The 14,934-nt window shown below is 67.2% G+C and carries 15 protein-coding genes; 13 read left to right on the forward strand and 2 right to left on the reverse strand.

Features of this window, described 5'->3' with window-relative positions; genetic code table 11:
- The first annotated feature begins 38 nt into the window (after positions 1 to 38).
- Entirely contained in the window at positions 39 to 647 is a 609-nt protein-coding gene (locus ACLIJ1_RS22565; protein ID WP_411367816.1) for a DUF3365 domain-containing protein, read from the forward strand.
- Between the two features lie 6 nt (positions 648 to 653).
- Here the strand turns inward: ACLIJ1_RS22565 and ACLIJ1_RS22570 are convergent, their stop codons facing one another.
- Positions 654 to 1,178, reverse strand: coding sequence for a tetratricopeptide repeat protein (locus ACLIJ1_RS22570; protein WP_411367817.1), 525 nt, complete (start codon positions 1,176 to 1,178; stop codon positions 654 to 656).
- Positions 1,179 to 1,273: 95 nt separating this feature from the next.
- Here ACLIJ1_RS22570 and ACLIJ1_RS22575 point away from each other — a divergent pair, with 95 nt between their 5' ends.
- From ACLIJ1_RS22575 to hprK, 10 genes are all read left to right on the forward strand, one after another.
- Positions 1,274 to 2,686: a HAMP domain-containing protein gene (locus tag ACLIJ1_RS22575; protein WP_411367818.1), complete on the forward strand. Its 1,413-nt coding sequence runs from the start codon at positions 1,274 to 1,276 to the stop codon at positions 2,684 to 2,686.
- A gap of 15 nt (positions 2,687 to 2,701) precedes the next feature.
- A complete protein-coding gene (locus ACLIJ1_RS22580) occupies positions 2,702 to 4,090 on the forward strand; it encodes a sigma-54-dependent transcriptional regulator (protein ID WP_411367819.1) in 1,389 nt (462 codons plus the stop codon).
- A 32-nt stretch (positions 4,091 to 4,122) separates the two neighbouring features.
- A complete protein-coding gene (locus ACLIJ1_RS22585) occupies positions 4,123 to 4,569 on the forward strand; it encodes a c-type cytochrome (protein ID WP_411367820.1) in 447 nt (148 codons plus the stop codon).
- Positions 4,566 to 5,627, forward strand: coding sequence for a two-component regulator propeller domain-containing protein (locus ACLIJ1_RS22590; RefSeq protein ID WP_411367821.1), 1,062 nt, complete (start codon positions 4,566 to 4,568; stop codon positions 5,625 to 5,627). Before ACLIJ1_RS22585 ends, ACLIJ1_RS22590 begins: the two co-directional genes overlap by 4 nt.
- Before the next feature lie 9 nt (positions 5,628 to 5,636).
- Positions 5,637 to 6,875: a two-component regulator propeller domain-containing protein gene (locus ACLIJ1_RS22595; protein WP_411367822.1), complete on the forward strand. Its 1,239-nt coding sequence runs from the start codon at positions 5,637 to 5,639 to the stop codon at positions 6,873 to 6,875.
- A gap of 22 nt (positions 6,876 to 6,897) precedes the next feature.
- Entirely contained in the window at positions 6,898 to 9,672 is a 2,775-nt protein-coding gene (locus ACLIJ1_RS22600; RefSeq protein WP_411367823.1) for a response regulator, read from the forward strand.
- Positions 9,673 to 9,704: 32 nt separating this feature from the next.
- Complete coding sequence (locus ACLIJ1_RS22605; RefSeq protein WP_411367824.1) at positions 9,705 to 10,754, forward strand: FAD:protein FMN transferase; 1,050 nt, start codon at positions 9,705 to 9,707, stop codon at positions 10,752 to 10,754.
- Between the two features lie 214 nt (positions 10,755 to 10,968).
- Positions 10,969 to 11,298, forward strand: a complete 330-nt coding sequence (hpf, locus tag ACLIJ1_RS22610) for a ribosome hibernation-promoting factor, HPF/YfiA family (RefSeq protein ID WP_411367825.1) — start codon at positions 10,969 to 10,971, stop codon at positions 11,296 to 11,298.
- A gap of 139 nt (positions 11,299 to 11,437) precedes the next feature.
- Positions 11,438 to 11,908: a PTS sugar transporter subunit IIA gene (locus tag ACLIJ1_RS22615; RefSeq protein WP_411367826.1), complete on the forward strand. Its 471-nt coding sequence runs from the start codon at positions 11,438 to 11,440 to the stop codon at positions 11,906 to 11,908.
- A gap of 104 nt (positions 11,909 to 12,012) precedes the next feature.
- On the forward strand, positions 12,013 to 12,963 hold the full coding sequence (gene hprK, locus ACLIJ1_RS22620) for an HPr(Ser) kinase/phosphatase (RefSeq protein ID WP_411367827.1): 951 nt from the start codon (positions 12,013 to 12,015) through the stop codon (positions 12,961 to 12,963).
- Positions 12,964 to 12,971: 8 nt separating this feature from the next.
- On the opposite strand, the gene fur is transcribed toward hprK, so the two are convergent.
- Entirely contained in the window at positions 12,972 to 13,403 is a 432-nt protein-coding gene (gene fur / locus ACLIJ1_RS22625; protein ID WP_411367828.1) for a ferric iron uptake transcriptional regulator, read from the reverse strand.
- A gap of 150 nt (positions 13,404 to 13,553) precedes the next feature.
- Between fur and ACLIJ1_RS22630 the strand changes: the two genes are divergently transcribed.
- Both ACLIJ1_RS22630 and dapB read left to right on the forward strand, forming a co-directional pair.
- On the forward strand, positions 13,554 to 14,084 hold the full coding sequence (locus ACLIJ1_RS22630) for an outer membrane protein assembly factor BamE (protein WP_411367829.1): 531 nt from the start codon (positions 13,554 to 13,556) through the stop codon (positions 14,082 to 14,084).
- Positions 14,081 to 14,902, forward strand: coding sequence for a 4-hydroxy-tetrahydrodipicolinate reductase (dapB, locus tag ACLIJ1_RS22635; RefSeq protein WP_411367830.1), 822 nt, complete (start codon positions 14,081 to 14,083; stop codon positions 14,900 to 14,902). Before ACLIJ1_RS22630 ends, dapB begins: the two co-directional genes overlap by 4 nt.
- The last annotated feature ends 32 nt before the right edge of the window (positions 14,903 to 14,934 follow it).

The following is a 14,934-nucleotide window of genomic DNA, read 5'->3' on the forward strand; positions in this document are numbered from 1 at the left end:
TTGCCCCGAGGTGGGTGTCTTCCCCCACAATCACCCCCATGAAATCAAGGTCTTGTGACACCGCGGTGCAGCGGTGGCGCCGGTGGGGCGGTGGCCTCATCCTTTGGGCACTGGCGGGGCTGTCCTGGGCCGACGAGGTGCCGCGCGCCGGTCTCGACGAAGCCCGCAAGGCATCGGCCGAACTGGTCAGCGGCGTGGGCAGCGAACTGGTGAAGGCGATCGAGGCCAGCGGTCCGCTGCGGGCGATCGTGGTCTGCAAGTACACGGTGCCGGAAATCTCGTCGGCGATCTCGCGCAAGTACGGCGCAAGGGTCACGCGGGTGAGCCTGTCGCCGCGCAACCCGTCGCTGGCCTCCGCCGATGTCTGGGAGCAGAGGACGCTGCTGGGCTTCGAGCAGCGGCTGGCCCAGGGCGAACGCGGCGACACGATCGATCACGCGGAGGTGGTCACCGAGCCCACCGGCAGATACCTGCGTTACATGAAGGCGCTGCCGATGCAGCCGATCTGCGTGCAGTGCCACGGCACGGCCGACCAGATTCCCGCGTCGATCCGCAACGAACTGGCCCACGACTATCCGCAGGACAAGGGGGCCGGCCTGCTGGTCGGCAAGATCCGCGGTGCGGTGAGCTTCAAGAAGCCGCTCTGAGCGCGCTCAGCGCTTGCCCTGCAGGTAGGCGCTCGCGTCGGCATGGCCCTGTTTGGCGGCGCGTTCGATCCATCGGGTTGCTTCGGTCTGGTTCTGGACCAGTCCGGTGCCGGTAAGGAACAGGATGCCCAGGCTGTATTGCGCATCGGCGTGCCCCTGCCGCGCGGCCTCGAAATACCACTGCGCGGCCAGCCGCGAAGGGTCGGCGCCGGGACCCGGATCGGCCAGGCCGTAGGCATACATATTGCCTAGATGGAACTGTGCTTCTGCCAGTCCCTGGCGTGCCGCCTGTTCGAACCAGGCCAGTGCCTGGGCATCGTTCTCGCGGACACCGTGGCCGTGGTAGTGCAGCAGGCCCATGCGCAGCTGGGCTTGCGCATTGCCCGCCCGGGCCAGGGGCTCCAGCAGGCGGATGGCGGTGGGGTAGTCCTTGCGGTGGATGGCCTCCTGTCCGTCCTGCAGCACATCGGCATGCACAGGGATAATGAACAGGACCAGACACAAGGCAACAAGGTGACGGGTGATCGACATGGGTGTTCTCCAGGGGCTGGGGGGCGGCGACGCAAACGCTGTGCCACACCCCTTCAAGGTCGAGCGTGATGCCGGGTGATGCGTCCGGTGTTCCGGTGCCCCTGCCTGCGCGCAAATCGCTGCGCGCCAAAGGCCTGGCGGCCACGGTGGCGCTCATGGCCTTCCTGCTGGGCTCGGCGGTGTTCGTGGCCTTCGAGCGCTCCAAGATATACGACAGCATGCAGACGCTGCAGCAGGTCTCGCGCCACGACAAGGCACTTGCACTGACCGAGGCAGCTGTCAACAGCGCACAGGTCGACGTCAGCATCGCCAGCAACGCGGGCAACGACAACATCGAGCCACCTTCCGAGCTGACGTTGTACATGGAGTCCTGCGCCAAGCTGTTCGACGCGCTGGACGAATTCGACCCCGCGTACACCCTGCTGCAGCGGAGCATCGCGCGCAGCTACACGGCTCTGCGTGAGCACCCGGTGCGGGCCAACTGGATCGACCTGCGCGAGTCGCTGGGGCGCGCATCCGAGATGCTGGAAATCCGGCGCCAGAGCCTGGCCATCCAGCGCGAGGAACTCACGCAGGCCTACCAGCGCCAGTACGACGCGGTGACGATCGAATCGCTGCTGCTGTCGCTGGCCGGCATCGCGGTGTTCGGGGCGCTGGTGGCGTGGTTCTTCGCGCGCCTGACGGGCGACATCCGCTCGCTCGAATCGCACGCGCTGCACATCGTGCACGGCAGCCGCGGCGTGATGCTGCCCGTGGCGCGCGAGGACGAGCTCGGCCGGCTGATGGAGGCGGTCAACCGCATGTCGATCGACCTGGACGAGCGCGAGAAGCGCATCGAGGTCGACACCGAGCGGCGCGCGCACGAAGACAAGATGCAGGCGGTGGCGGCGCTGGCCGCCGGCGTCGCGCACGAGGTCAACAACCCGCTGGCGGCCATCTCCGGCGCGGCGCAGGAACTGTTCGCGACCGAAGGCGATGTGCCTGCGGCCCGCGTCAATGCGGTGGCGCAGGCCATCCTCGACCAGACCCAGCGCGCTGCGATGGCGGCGCGCAATCTCGCGTTGCTGGCTGCGCCGCAAGCCTCCGAGTTCGACTGGGTGGACTTCAATGCCCTGGTGCGCAAGGCGCTGCAGTTCATGGGCTACGACAAGCGCTACCGCCACTTCCGCTTCGAGCAGGACCTCTCGACGCAGCTGCCTGCGGTGCGGGTGCCGGCGTCGACCGTGCAGCAGGTGCTCATGCAGCTGGTGGCGCTGGGCTGCGAGGCGCTGGCCGCGCAGGGTGTGGCCGCCACGCCGGTGCGCGTGCAGACGCGACCGGTGGCGGAAGGTATCGAGATGTTGCTGACGTTTCCGGTGCGGCTGGACTTTTCCCAGCCCGACGTGCAGCGGGTGATGTTGCTGACGCAAGCGAATCTGGAATCGCTGGGGGGGCGGTTTGCGCTGGGTCAAGGCGAAGGTCCGGTACTGAACATTAGACTGACGCTCCCTTCCAGTCAGGGAGGTTGAACAAGGATGAGAGCGATGCCCGAATTGAATGTGCTGGTCGTGGACGACGAGCCAGCCATCAGACAGGTTCTGTCCGCTGCCATCCGCAAAGCCGGCTACATGGTGGAGGCCGCCGGCTCGGCCGGCGAGGCGCTCTCGATGATGGAGAAGGCCACCTACGACGTGGTGCTCAGCGATGTCTTCATGCCGGTCACCGATGGCATCGAGCTGCTGCGTCAGGCCCGCGCCAAGGGTCACGCCGCCACCTTCATAATGGTCACCGCATTTGCGTCGGTCGACTCGGCCATCGACGCGATCAAGGCCGGTGCCTGGGACTACATCACCAAGCCGGTCCGCAACGAAGAGATCCTGCACCGCCTCGAACAGCTCGATGCGGTGCGCGGCCTGCGGGAAGAGAACCGTGCGCTGCGCAATCTGGTCATGGGCGGAGGGCAGGATGCGTTCCGGTTTTCGTCACCCGCGATGCAGGCCACCGAGCGGCTGACCGGCCGTGTCGCCCCCACCGACAGCACGGTGCTGATCACCGGGGAGAGCGGCACCGGCAAAGGCGTCACGGCCCGCCGCATCCACGAACTGTCGATGCGGCGCGACGGCCCGTTCGTGGCGGTCAACTGCGGCGCGATTCCCGAGAACCTGATCGAGAGCGAACTGTTCGGCCACACCAAGGGCGCCTTCACCAGCGCCGACCGCGCGCGCCGCGGCCTGTTCGCGCAGGCCGACCACGGCAGCATCTTTCTCGACGAGATCGGCGAGCTGCCACTGCCGATGCAGACCAAGCTGCTGCACGTGCTCGAAGCCAAGGAGGTTCGGCCGCTGGGCTCCGAGCAGAGCCGCAAGATCGACGTGCGCATCATCGCCGCGACCAACCGCGACCTGCCGGCGATGGTGGCCTCGGGCCGGTTCCGCGAGGACCTGTTCTTCCGGCTCTCGGTGTTCCAGATTCCGATGCCTCCGCTGCGCGAGCGGCGCGCCGACATTCCCGGTCTGCTGCGTCACCTGATGGCGCAGCGGGGCATGGCTTCGGGCGCCGGGCAGCCGCTGACCCTCGACCCGGAGGCCGAAGACATGCTCACCGCGTTCGACTGGCCCGGCAACGTGCGCCAGCTGGAGAACGTGCTGCACCGCGCCACGATCCTGGCCGACGGCGGCTGCATCCGCCCCGGAGACCTGCCGCCCGAAGTCTCCCGGGTGGCCTCTGCTTCCGCACCAGCGCCGCTGACCGAGGGCCCCGGGCAGGAAGTCGGCCTGCGCGAGCGGGTCCGCCGCTTCGAGATATCGCTGATCCAGCGCGCGATCGACGACGCGGGCGGTGACCGCCGTCTCGCGGCCCAGCGCCTGGGCATCGGTCTGTCCAGTCTGTACCGCAAGCTCGAAGAGTTCCAGACCGTTTCCGCCGGCCAGTAGCCACTGGCACAGAAATCGCTACCCACGACCCCATGATGCGGGTCGACGGTGGCACCAACAGCACGTTTGAGACGGGTCTTCTGCGGTCGCGGAAGGTCGGTGCCGCCACGTCCGCACGGGGCGCGATTTCCAAACTCGGGAACGCCGTGCGCGCGCGTTTCCCGAAATCGGCTGAGCGCCTTGGCCGTTCGATCGGCGCGATCGCGCTGGGTCTGCTGCTGATCCAGGTTGCCCATGCGGCCGACGTCATGCAGGGCGCCACGCTCTACCGCCAGCACTGCGCCAGCTGCCACGGCGCGAACGGCCGCCCGCAGATGGTCGGCGCGCCCGACTTTTCCCAACCCACTGCACTTCTCAAGCCCGACATGACCCTTCTGCAATCCATCCGAACGGGCAAAGGCGCGATGCCGGCCTACCAGGGCCTGCTGCGGGACCGCGACCTGCTGGACATCGTGGCGCACCTGCGCACGCTGCGATGAGCACGCGCCGCACCGCCACCGCCGTGCTCGCGCTGGGCCTGCTCGGCGGGACATCGCTGGCCTGGTCGCAGACCGCCAACTGGCGCGTCAAGGAAGTGTTCGACGCCGGAGCCTCCGTGTATGTGCGCGCCCTGACGGTCGAGCCCGCGCGCGGCGCGCTGTGGGTCGGCACCTCGGCGGGCGTGCACGAGGTCGATCTGGTGTCAGGCAAGCTGCGCAACACCTTCACCCGCAAGGAAGGCCTGGCCAACGAGTATGTGTTCGCGATCGGGCTGGACCGCAAGGGCAACAAGTGGTTCGGTACCAATGCTGGCGGAGTCTCGCGTTACAAGGATGGCCAGTGGAAGACCTTCTTCCCGATGCACGGGCTGGCCGACTACTGGATCTACTCGTTCGGCGAACAGCGCAGCGGCGACTTCTGGATCGGCACCTGGGCCGGCGTGAACAAGGTCGACGGCAAGACCGGCAAGTTCACCACCTACGTCAAGGAGCTGGTCAACGAGTGGGTCTACGGCATCGCGGTGGATGCGCAGGACCGGGTGTGGTTCGGCACCGAGGGTGGTGTCTCGATGTACGACGGCAAGGCCTGGAAGAGCTGGACCCACAAGGACGGCCTGGGCGCGCCCAACAGCGACAACCTGCCGTTCAGCAGCAACACCGGGCTGGGCACGCGCTCCCGCCACGATCTCTCGGTCAGCGCCGACGGGCCGGCGACCTACAACCCCAACTACACCTTCTCCATCCTGAGCGCCAAGGACGGCAGCATCTGGGCGGGCACCTGGGGCGGCGGCGCCGCGCACTGGGACGGCAAGGCCTGGACCAACCTCACCGCCAAGGATGGCCTGGCCGGCAACATCGTCTACAGCGTGGCGCAGGACCGCGACGGCGCGCTCTGGTTCGGCACCAACAACGGCCTCTCGCGGTACGACGGCAAGGGCTGGAAGAACTTCGGCATGAAGGAAGGCCTGCTCGAACGCAACGTCTATGCGATCGCCGTCGCGCCCGATGGCGATGTGTGGGTCGGCACGCGCAAGGGCGTGGCCCGCATCACCCGCTGACGAGAATCCATGAAAGGACATCCCATGGCCATCAGCCTGCGCATCGCCGGCGTCACCGCCATCGCGCTGGGGACCGCACTGGCCGGCGCCTACCAGCTCGGTCGCCAGAATGCCGTACCGGCTGCCGAGCCTGCCAAGCTGGCCCAGGCGCAGCCGGCGCTGCCCGAAGGACACACGCCGGTCGCGGCCGCCGCGCCGCAGCGCGAAGGCAAGGTGGCCTCAGACCCGTCGTCGAAGTTCACCCATTTCCGTGTCGGCAACAAGAACGTCAAGCGCCTGTTCGTCGACGGCGACCTGGTCTGGGTCGGCACCTCCGGCGGCGCGGTGCGCTACGACACGAAGACCGACGAATACAAGCTGTTCGACACCCAGTCTGGCTTGCTCTCCAACGGCGTGTTCCACGTCAGCAAGGTCGACGGCCGCATCGCGCTGGGCACGTACGGCGGCGGCCTGTCTCTGCTGGACCCGAAGTCGCAGCAGTGGGACACCTACAACATCCCCGAAGGTCTGGGCGATGCCTTTGTCTACGACGTGCTCAAGGCGAAGAACGGTGACCTCTGGATTGCTACCTGGTCGGGCGTGAACCGGGTGCGCGGCGGCGACCTCAAGGACCGCTCCAAGTGGGAGCTGTACACGGTTGAGAACACCAAGGGCGGCCTGCCCAACGACTGGGTGTACGGCCTGGCCGAGGGCAAGAACGGCGAGATCTGGCTCGGCACCGAAGGCGGGCTGGCGCGCTTCAACCAGGGTCGTTGGGACAACTGGAACCACGCCAAGGGCCTGGGCGCCGACTACGAGCGCGTCAAGGGCCACATCCAGTACAACACCGATCCCTCCAAGGTCTCCGAGCACCATGCCAAGCAGAAGCAGGAGATGGGCCTGGAGAAGATCGACGTCGCCTACAACCCCAACTACATCGTCTCGCTGGCGGTCGACGCGCAGGGCGCGGTCTGGGCCGGCACCTGGGGTGGCGGCCTCTCGCGCTTTGACGGCCAGAAGTGGACCCAGTACACCGTTTCCGAAGGGCTGCCGGGCAACCATGTGTTCATGCTCTACACCGACCCCAAGGGGCAGATGTGGATCGGCACCAACAACGGCCTGGCCAAGATGGTCGACGGCAAGTTCACCCAGAAGCTGACGACCGAAGACGGTCTGTTCAACAACGTGGTGTTCTCGATGACCACCACGGCCGACGGCACGCTGTGGGTCGGCAGCTACGGCGGCGTGGCGCGGATCAAGCCTTCCTGAGTCGACCATAGGACGCCAGGCCATGGACGCGCGCACCCGGATGGACCGCTCGCTGCTCACCGCGCTGGGGCCGAAGAATTTCGGCCCGCTGCTGACGCGCCTGCTGGCCATCGCGGACGACGCGGTGATCGTGACCAACGCGCAGCAGAAGATCGTGCTGTTCAACGAGGGCGCGGAGCGCGCGTTCGGGTATCCGCTGTCGGCGGTGATCGGGCAACCGCTGGAACTGCTGCTGCCGGAGCAGGCGCGCGCGGCACACGCGGCCCACCTGCGCCGCTTCGGCGCGTCACCGATGCCGGCGCGTCGCATGGCCGAACGCCGCGACATCCAGGGCCGCCGGGCCGACGGCAGCCTGTTCGACGCCGAGGCTTCGATCTCGCATGTCGAACTCGACGGCGAAATGTTCTTCGCGGCGATCCTGCGCGACGTCAGCGAGTCGCGCCAGGCCACGCGTGCGCTGGCGCGCAGCGAAGCCCGTTTTCGCGAGTTGGCGGCGACCGCGCCGGTCGGCATCTTCCAGACCGATTCGCGCGGCATGTTTGTCTACGTCAACGATCGCTGGAGTGAAATGGCGGGAATGACGCTGCTCGAGGCCTCGGGCGGCGGCTGGCTGCGGGCGGTGCATCCGGCCGACCGGGGCCGGGTGCAGGTGGCCTGGTACGCGTCGGTGAAGGCGCACGAGGCGTTCGAGCTTCAGTACCGCTTCCTGCGGCCCGATGGCGACGAAATCTGGGTCATGGGCCGCGCGGTGCACAGCCGCGATGCCGGAGGCGAGGTGATCGGTTCGCTGGGGACGGTGACCGACGTGACCGAGAGCCACCAGCAGTCGCTGGCGCTCGAACGCGCCAAGTCGGAGGCCGAGGCGGCTGCGCGCGCCAAGAGCCTGTTCCTGGCCAACATGAGCCACGAGATCCGCACCCCCCTGAACGCGGTGATCGGCATGACCACGCTGCTGCTGGAAACGCCGATGTCGGAGGACCAGCGCGATTTCGCGCGCACCATCCGCGCCAGCGGCGAGACCCTGCTGGATGTCATCAACGACATCCTCGACTACTCCAAGGCGGACGTCGGCAAGCTGGAGATCGAGCAGCAGGTGTTCGACTTGCGCCGCTGCGTCGAAGACTCGCTGGACCTGGTGGCACCACGCGCGCTGGAGAAGCGCCTGAACCTGGCCTACATGATCGAAGATGGCACGCCCGAGGCGCTGGTCGGCGACGCCTCCCGCATCCGCCAGATCCTGGTCAACCTGCTGTCCAACGCGGTGAAGTTCACCCACCAGGGCGAGGTCTTCGTGGCGGTCGAGGGCGAACCGGTCGATGCCAATTTCCACCGCATCCGCTTCTCGGTGCAGGACTCGGGCATCGGCATCGCGGCCGAACACCTGCCGCGTCTGTTCCAGTCGTTCAGCCAGGTCGACGCCTCGACCACACGCAAGTACGGCGGATCGGGGTTGGGACTGGCGATCTGCAAGCGGCTTGCCGAACTCATGGGCGGTTCGGTGTCGGTGCAGAGCGAGCCGGGGCATGGCTCGCTGTTCCAGGTTGCCGTGCTGGTGCGGGTGGCGGAACAGGGTGCCGCGCCCGAGTTCCTTCAGCGCGACGTGCCGCTGCTGGCGGGCAAGCGGTTGCTGATCGTCGACGACAACCTCACCAACCGCCGCATCCTCACGCGCATGGCGCTGCTCTGGGGGATGGTGCCCTCGACCCTGCCGTCGGCGCTGGAGGCGCTGGACCGCATCCGGCACGGCGAGCGCTACGACGTGGCCGTGCTGGACATGAGCATGCCCGGCATCGATGGCATCGGCCTGGCCACCGGCATCCGGCGCCAGCTCAGCGCGGCCGAACTGCCGATCGTGATGCTGACATCGCTGGGGCAGCGGCAGGCCCTGCAGGAAACGCACGGCGCCGACCTCGCGGCCTACCTTTCCAAGCCGATCAAGGCCAGCCAGCTGTTCGAGACCTTGCAGTCTGTGTTGCAGGGCCAACGCTCGCTGCCACCGCCGATGCTGCCGGTGGAAGACTCGTTGCCCATGCCGCTGGAAGGCCTGCCGCTGCGGGTGCTGGTGGCCGAAGACAACGCGGTGAACCAGCGCGTGGCCCTGCGGCTGCTGCAGCGCCTGGGCTACCGCGCCGACGTGGTGGCCAACGGGCTGGAGGTACTGGACGCGGTCGAGCGCCAGGAATACGACGTGGTGCTGATGGACATCCAGATGCCCGAGATGGACGGCCTGCAGGCGGCGCGCTGGATCGTGCAGCGGCGCCAGCCGGGGGGGCTGCCGCGCATTGTGGCGATGACCGCCAACGCGATGCCCGGCGACCGCGAGGCCTACATCGCCGCCGGCATGGACGGCTACGTGGCCAAGCCGATCAACATGGAACAACTGGCCGCGGCCATGGCCGGTGCGTCTGCACGTGCCCAGTCGGTCGATGCGGCCGAGGGTCGGCGCGTGGTGCTGGACGGGCGCCGGCTGGACCACCTGCGCAGCATGCAGGACGACAGCCAGCCGGGTCTGGTGCGCGAGGTCATCGACATGTTCGTTGCCGACGCTCCCCTGCACCTGCAGGCCCTGCGCGAAGACCTGCACGCGGGCGATGCGGCGCACCTGGCGCGTACGGCGCACCGCCTTCTTTCGTCGACGCAGAACATCGGGGCCCACCACATGTCGGGCCTGTGCCTGGAGATCGAGCGGCTGGGTCGTCAGGGCGAGCTGGCCGCGCTCGACCGCATCGTGCCCCTTCTGGCGGGCGAACTCGAGCGCGTCTGCCAGGCCTTGCAGAATGAGCGCTTGCGCTTCTGAAGGCGCTCATGAGGCAAGGTACCGCTGTCGGGATGCTGTCTCGCCGCAACGCGCTCAGCGCGCTGGCCGGGGCGGTGGTCTGGCCGTTTGACAGTGCGCAGGCCGACGCGCCCCTGCGCCGCACGCGCCCGATGTTTGGCTCCCCTGCGGACGTCATCGTTCGTCCCGCACGCGGAGGGGCTGTGGCGGCCGACCGTGCGGTGGACGCCGCGATGGCGGGGCTGGAACGGCTGAACCGCGAATGGAATGCCTGGAAGCCCGGCGAACTCGGTCGTCTGAACGCGGCGCTGGTCCAGGGGCGCAGCGAGCGGGTGGCGCCGGACCTGCTGGCGCTGATCCGGCTCTCGCAGGTGATGGAGCGGCGCACGGGTGGCCTGTTCAACGCCGGCATCGGTGGCATCGTGGGCGCATGGGGCTTCCACGACGACGTGATGCGGCCCGGTCAACGGCCATCGGCAGCGGTGCTGGCACCCTGGCGGCATGCAGCGCCTTCGCTGTCGCAACTCGTGGTCGAGGGCGACCGGGTGCGCTGCGACCATCCGTGGTTGCGTCTGGACTTCGGCGGGATCGCCAAAGGCGTGGCGATCGACCAGGCGCTCGACCGGCTGGCGGAGCACGGGGTGCGCGACGCCGTGGTGAATCTGGGCGGCAATCTGGCGACCCGGGGCAGCGCTGGCGGGCGGCCCTGGCAGATCGGCATTCGCGACCCGCAGGGCGAGGGTCTGGTGGCATTGGTGGCGACGCACGAGCGCGAAGCCGTGGTGACTTCAGGAAGTTACGAACGGTTTCGCGTGCTCGACGGCGAGCGCATGACGCACATCATCGATCCGCGCCTGGGCGAACCCGCACCCGGTCTGGTGAGCGTGACCGTGTTGCATCCTTCGGCCGCCTTTGCCGATGCGGCTGCGACGGCATTGCTGGTGGCTGGCCCGGGCGGGTGGCGGACACTGGCCGAACGGCTGGACCTGCGGCAGGTGCTGGTGATCGGTGCCGATGGTCGCGGGGCGGTGACGGCGGCGCTGGCCTCGCGACTGGCCTTTGCGGCGCCTCGCTGGACGAGCCGCCTGACAGTGGTCGGCTGAGGCGAGAAAATGGTGCGTGTGGCGCGCCGGTCGTTCGTTCGACTGCACCGCCAACCCCTGTGTGAGTGCCTTGGTTCGCGTTTATGCCCATTGCTGCAGTGCAGGCTTGCGCCCCGGCGATTTCGTGGGCATAGTGGGCTCAAGACATCCCCTCGGCCGCAGGGGGTCTGCCCCCGGCGGCTTGTGTCAACCCGGAGCATAAGGAGGCTCTTTTATGAACCTGACGATCAGCGGTCACCATCTTGAGGTCACGCCCGCCCTGCGCGGTTACGTCACTACCAAGCTAGAACGCATCTCCCGACACTTCGACCAGGTGGTCGACATCAAGGTGCTGCTGACAGTAGACAATCTGAAAGAAAAGGACATGCGCCAGAAGGCCGAGTGCAACATTCACGTCAAGGGCAAGGACCTGTTCGCCGAAAGCGCTCACTCCGATCTGTATGCCGCCGTGGACGAGTTGGCCGACAAGCTGGATCGCCAGGTGCTGCGCTACAAGGACAAGGCCCAGGACCACCACCACGATTCGGCCAAACGCCTCATGTGAACCCCGGTGCGGCCCGCCGCTGGTTCGGCGGGCTTGCTGCGATGCAATAAGCCGCTTGGAAAGTCAAGCGGCTTTTTTGTGCCTGCTGTCTAGGCAAGTACCGGCAACTCGGCATAATTTGCGCTCCGAAGAGGCCCCAATGAACCGACTATCCGTGATTTTGCCCGCCACGCAAGTGCTCGTCGGCGTCGATGCGACCAGCAAGAAGCGCGCTTTTGAAGAGGCTGGGCTGCTGTTCGAGACGCTGCATGGTCTGAACCGGGCGCTGATCACCGACAGCCTGTTTGCCCGCGAACGCCTGGGTTCGACCGGACTGGGCCATGGCGTGGCGATTCCGCATGGTCGCATCAAGGGGCTCAAGCAGCCGCTGGCGGCCGTGTTCCAGCTGGCCAACCCGATCGGTTTCGATGCACCCGACGAACAGCCGGTGCAGCTGATGATTTTCCTGCTGGTGCCCGAGGCGGCGACGCAGAAGCACCTGGAAATCCTGTCTGAAATCGCCGAACTGCTGAGTGACAGCCAGCTGCGCGAACAGATGAAAAATTCCACCGATGCGGCAGCGCTGCACGCGCTCATCACTGGCTGGCAGTCGGCCCACGCGGCTGCGTAGGACTTGCTGACCCCCACGCTCCACCGCTGCGCGGGTCGCTGCCCCCCGAGGGGGCTGGGCCTGCCTTGGGGTGGCCCGGCGGCTGGCCCTTCCACCTTCACTCCATGAAGCCCACCGTTGTCAGTGCCGACGTTCTTTTCGAAGACCACCGCGATGCGCTGAAGTGGCAATGGGTTGCCGGCCTTGGTGCGTCGGAGCGGCGCTTTGACGAGGTCGCGATCCGCGAAGCCCGCTCGGGCGCCGACCTGGTCGGTTACCTCAATTACATCCATCCCTACCGTGTGCAGGTCTTCGGCGAGCGGGAGATGGCCTATCTCACCAGCCCCAGCGACGAGGACAACCGCCGGCGCATTGCCCGCATCGTGACGCTGGAGCCACCGGTGCTGATCGTTGCCGACGCGCAGGCGGTACCCGATCCGCTGATGGCGATGGCCGAGCGCGCGCAGATTCCGATGTTCGCGACGCCCGAACCGGCGGCGTTTGTCATCGATGTGCTGCGCGCTTACCTTTCGCGACACTTTGCCGACCGGTCCTCCATGCACGGGGTGTTCATGGACATCCTGGGCATGGGCGTGATGATCACGGGCGAGTCCGGGCTGGGCAAGAGCGAGCTGGGGCTGGAGCTGATTTCGCGTGGTCATGGCCTGGTGGCCGACGATGCGGTGGACCTCTACCGCATCAACCAGACCAGCGTCGAAGGGCGCTGTCCCGAGCTGCTGCAGAACCTGCTGGAGGTGCGCGGCATTGGCCTGCTGGACATCAAGGCGATCTTTGGCGAGACGGCGGTGCGCCGCAAGATGCGCCTGCAGCTGATCGTGCACCTGGTGCGCAAGGAGACCATGGAGCGCGACTACGACCGCATGCCACACGAGCCGCTGTACCAGGACGTGCTCGGAGTGCCCGTGCGCAAGGCGGTGATTCAGGTGGTGGCTGGTCGCAACATTGCCGTGCTGGTCGAGGCGGCGGTGCGCAATACCATCCTGCAGTTCCGCGGCATCGACACCTACCAGGAATTTGTCTCCCGCCACCGGGCCGCGATGCTGCGCGGCGAGTAGGGGCGAGCTCAGCCCTTGCTGCGGTGCGGGCAGTCGGTCTTGCTGCAGGTGGCGTAAAGCGAGAGTGCGTGTTCCTGCAACACGAAGCCGCGGGCCTTGGCGATCTGCTGCTGGCGCTTTTCGATTTCAGGGTCGAAGAACTCCTCGACGCGGCCGCAGTCGAGACAGACCAGATGGTCGTGGTGCTGGCCTTCGTTGAGTTCGTAGACCGCCTTGCCCGACTCGAAATTGCTGCGCGAGAGCAGGCCGGCCTGCTCGAACTGCATCAGCACGCGGTAGACCGTGGCCAGGCCGATGTCGGAGTGGTCGTCGAGCAGCACGCGGTAGACATCTTCGGCCGTCATGTGACGCCGCTTCGCGTTCTGGAAAACTTCGAGAATCTTCAGCCGCGGCAGCGTGGCCTTCAGGCCGGTGCTCTTGATTTCATCGATGTTGGACATGGCGGATGGCGGCGGCGGGCGGCAGGTTTGCGGAAGGCGTCGAACCACCCCCCGGGGCTACAATGGCCGGATCATATCGTCAGCGCGCTTCGGCGGCAGACAAACCCCGTCGGGTCCTGCGGTCGGACGCGCCTTTTCACATTGGCTGACATGCGTCCATTCTTCTTCTCTCCTGCGACCTGGCCGATGGTGGCCGCATGTGTGATGCTGGCAGCATGCTCCAGCGTCGGCAGCGTGGTCACGCCCTACAAGATCGACATTCTCCAGGGCAATGTGGTCACCCGCGAGCAGGCCCAGACCCTGCAGCCAGGGCAGGCGCGCGACCAGGTCAGGGCGGTGCTCGGTTCGCCGCTGCTGACCAGCGTGTTCCACGGCGACCGCTGGGACTATGTGTTCACCCTCCAGCGCCAGGGGCAGCCTGCACAGCAGCGCCGCCTGACGGTGTTCTTCAAGGGTGATGTGCTGGACCGCATCGAGGCCGACGAACTGCCCAGTGAAGCGGACTTCGTGTCGTCGCTGGACTCGCGCCGCAAGCTCGACAAGGCCCCGCCGCTGGAAGCCACCGAAGAACAGCTGAAGAATTTCCAGGCCCGCAACGCCAACGCCGCCCAGGCTCCCTCGGCACCCGCAGCGCCGGCCACGAGTTATCCGCCCCTGGAAGCCCCGGGGGCCGCCCGATGAATGCTGCGGTCACAAACCCGCACCGTGTGTGTGTCGCCGGTGCCAGTGGCCGCATGGGCCAGATGCTGGTCGAGGCAGTGCAAGGCAGCGGCGATTGCGTGCTGTCGGGTGCGCTGGACATCGCGTCCAGCCCCGCCGTCGGTCTCGACGCCGGCGCTTTCGCCGGTCGCAACACTGGCGCGAAGATCACGGCCGACCTGTCGGCAGGACTCTCTGGTAGCCAGGTGCTGATCGATTTCACGCGCCCCGAAGGCACGATGGAGCACCTGCGGGGCTGCATGGCCCACAAGGTCAATCTGGTCATCGGCACCACTGGTTTCAGCGAGGCCCAGAAGACCGAGATCGCCGAGGCCTCGAAGTCGATCGCCATCATGATGGCGCCCAATATGAGCGTCGGCGTGAACGTCACGCTCAAGCTGCTGGAGATGGCGGCCAAGGCCCTGTCCACCGGCTACGACATCGAAATCATCGAGGCGCACCACCGCCACAAGGTCGATGCGCCCAGCGGCACCGCGCTCAAGATGGGCGAGGTGGTGGCCACGGCGTTGGGTCGGGACCTCAAGGACTGCGCCGTCTACGCCCGCGAAGGCGTGACCGGCGAACGCGACCCGTCGAGCATCGGTTTCGCCACCGTGCGCGGCGGTGACATCGTGGGCGACCACACGGTGCTGTTCGCCGGGACCGGCGAGCGCATCGAGATCACGCACAAGTCCAGCAGCCGCGCCACCTACGCGCAGGGCAGCCTGCGTGCGGTGCGCTTCCTGGCGGGCAAGTCCAGCGGCCTGTACGACATGTTCGACGTGCTCGGCCTGCGCTGAGCGGCCCATCGGTTCATCAGGGGATTCAACAC

Origin of the sequence: Hydrogenophaga sp. RWCD_12 (assembly GCF_046604225.1) — a bacterium.
Taxonomy (GTDB): Bacteria; Pseudomonadota; Gammaproteobacteria; order Burkholderiales; family Burkholderiaceae_C; genus Hydrogenophaga.

What these genes read in the sequence shown, in the direction of transcription:
- fur (WP_411367828.1), bottom strand. Translation starts at nt 13,403, where the DNA reads ATGTCCAACATCGATGAAATCAAGAGCACCGGCCTGAAGGCCACGCTG.
- dapB (WP_411367830.1), top strand. Translation starts at nt 14,081, where the DNA reads ATGAATGCTGCGGTCACAAACCCGCACCGTGTGTGTGTCGCCGGTGCC.
- hprK (WP_411367827.1), top strand. Translation starts at nt 12,013, where the DNA reads ATGAAGCCCACCGTTGTCAGTGCCGACGTTCTTTTCGAAGACCACCGC.
- ACLIJ1_RS22565 (WP_411367816.1), top strand. Translation starts at nt 39, where the DNA reads ATGAAATCAAGGTCTTGTGACACCGCGGTGCAGCGGTGGCGCCGGTGG.
- ACLIJ1_RS22595 (WP_411367822.1), top strand. Translation starts at nt 5,637, where the DNA reads ATGAAAGGACATCCCATGGCCATCAGCCTGCGCATCGCCGGCGTCACC.
- ACLIJ1_RS22590 (WP_411367821.1), top strand. Translation starts at nt 4,566, where the DNA reads ATGAGCACGCGCCGCACCGCCACCGCCGTGCTCGCGCTGGGCCTGCTC.
- ACLIJ1_RS22570 (WP_411367817.1), bottom strand. Translation starts at nt 1,178, where the DNA reads ATGTCGATCACCCGTCACCTTGTTGCCTTGTGTCTGGTCCTGTTCATT.
- hpf (WP_411367825.1), top strand. Translation starts at nt 10,969, where the DNA reads ATGAACCTGACGATCAGCGGTCACCATCTTGAGGTCACGCCCGCCCTG.
- ACLIJ1_RS22585 (WP_411367820.1), top strand. Translation starts at nt 4,123, where the DNA reads ATGATGCGGGTCGACGGTGGCACCAACAGCACGTTTGAGACGGGTCTT.
- ACLIJ1_RS22615 (WP_411367826.1), top strand. Translation starts at nt 11,438, where the DNA reads ATGAACCGACTATCCGTGATTTTGCCCGCCACGCAAGTGCTCGTCGGC.
- ACLIJ1_RS22605 (WP_411367824.1), top strand. Translation starts at nt 9,705, where the DNA reads ATGCTGTCTCGCCGCAACGCGCTCAGCGCGCTGGCCGGGGCGGTGGTC.
- ACLIJ1_RS22600 (WP_411367823.1), top strand. Translation starts at nt 6,898, where the DNA reads ATGGACGCGCGCACCCGGATGGACCGCTCGCTGCTCACCGCGCTGGGG.
- ACLIJ1_RS22630 (WP_411367829.1), top strand. Translation starts at nt 13,554, where the DNA reads ATGCGTCCATTCTTCTTCTCTCCTGCGACCTGGCCGATGGTGGCCGCA.
- ACLIJ1_RS22580 (WP_411367819.1), top strand. Translation starts at nt 2,702, where the DNA reads ATGCCCGAATTGAATGTGCTGGTCGTGGACGACGAGCCAGCCATCAGA.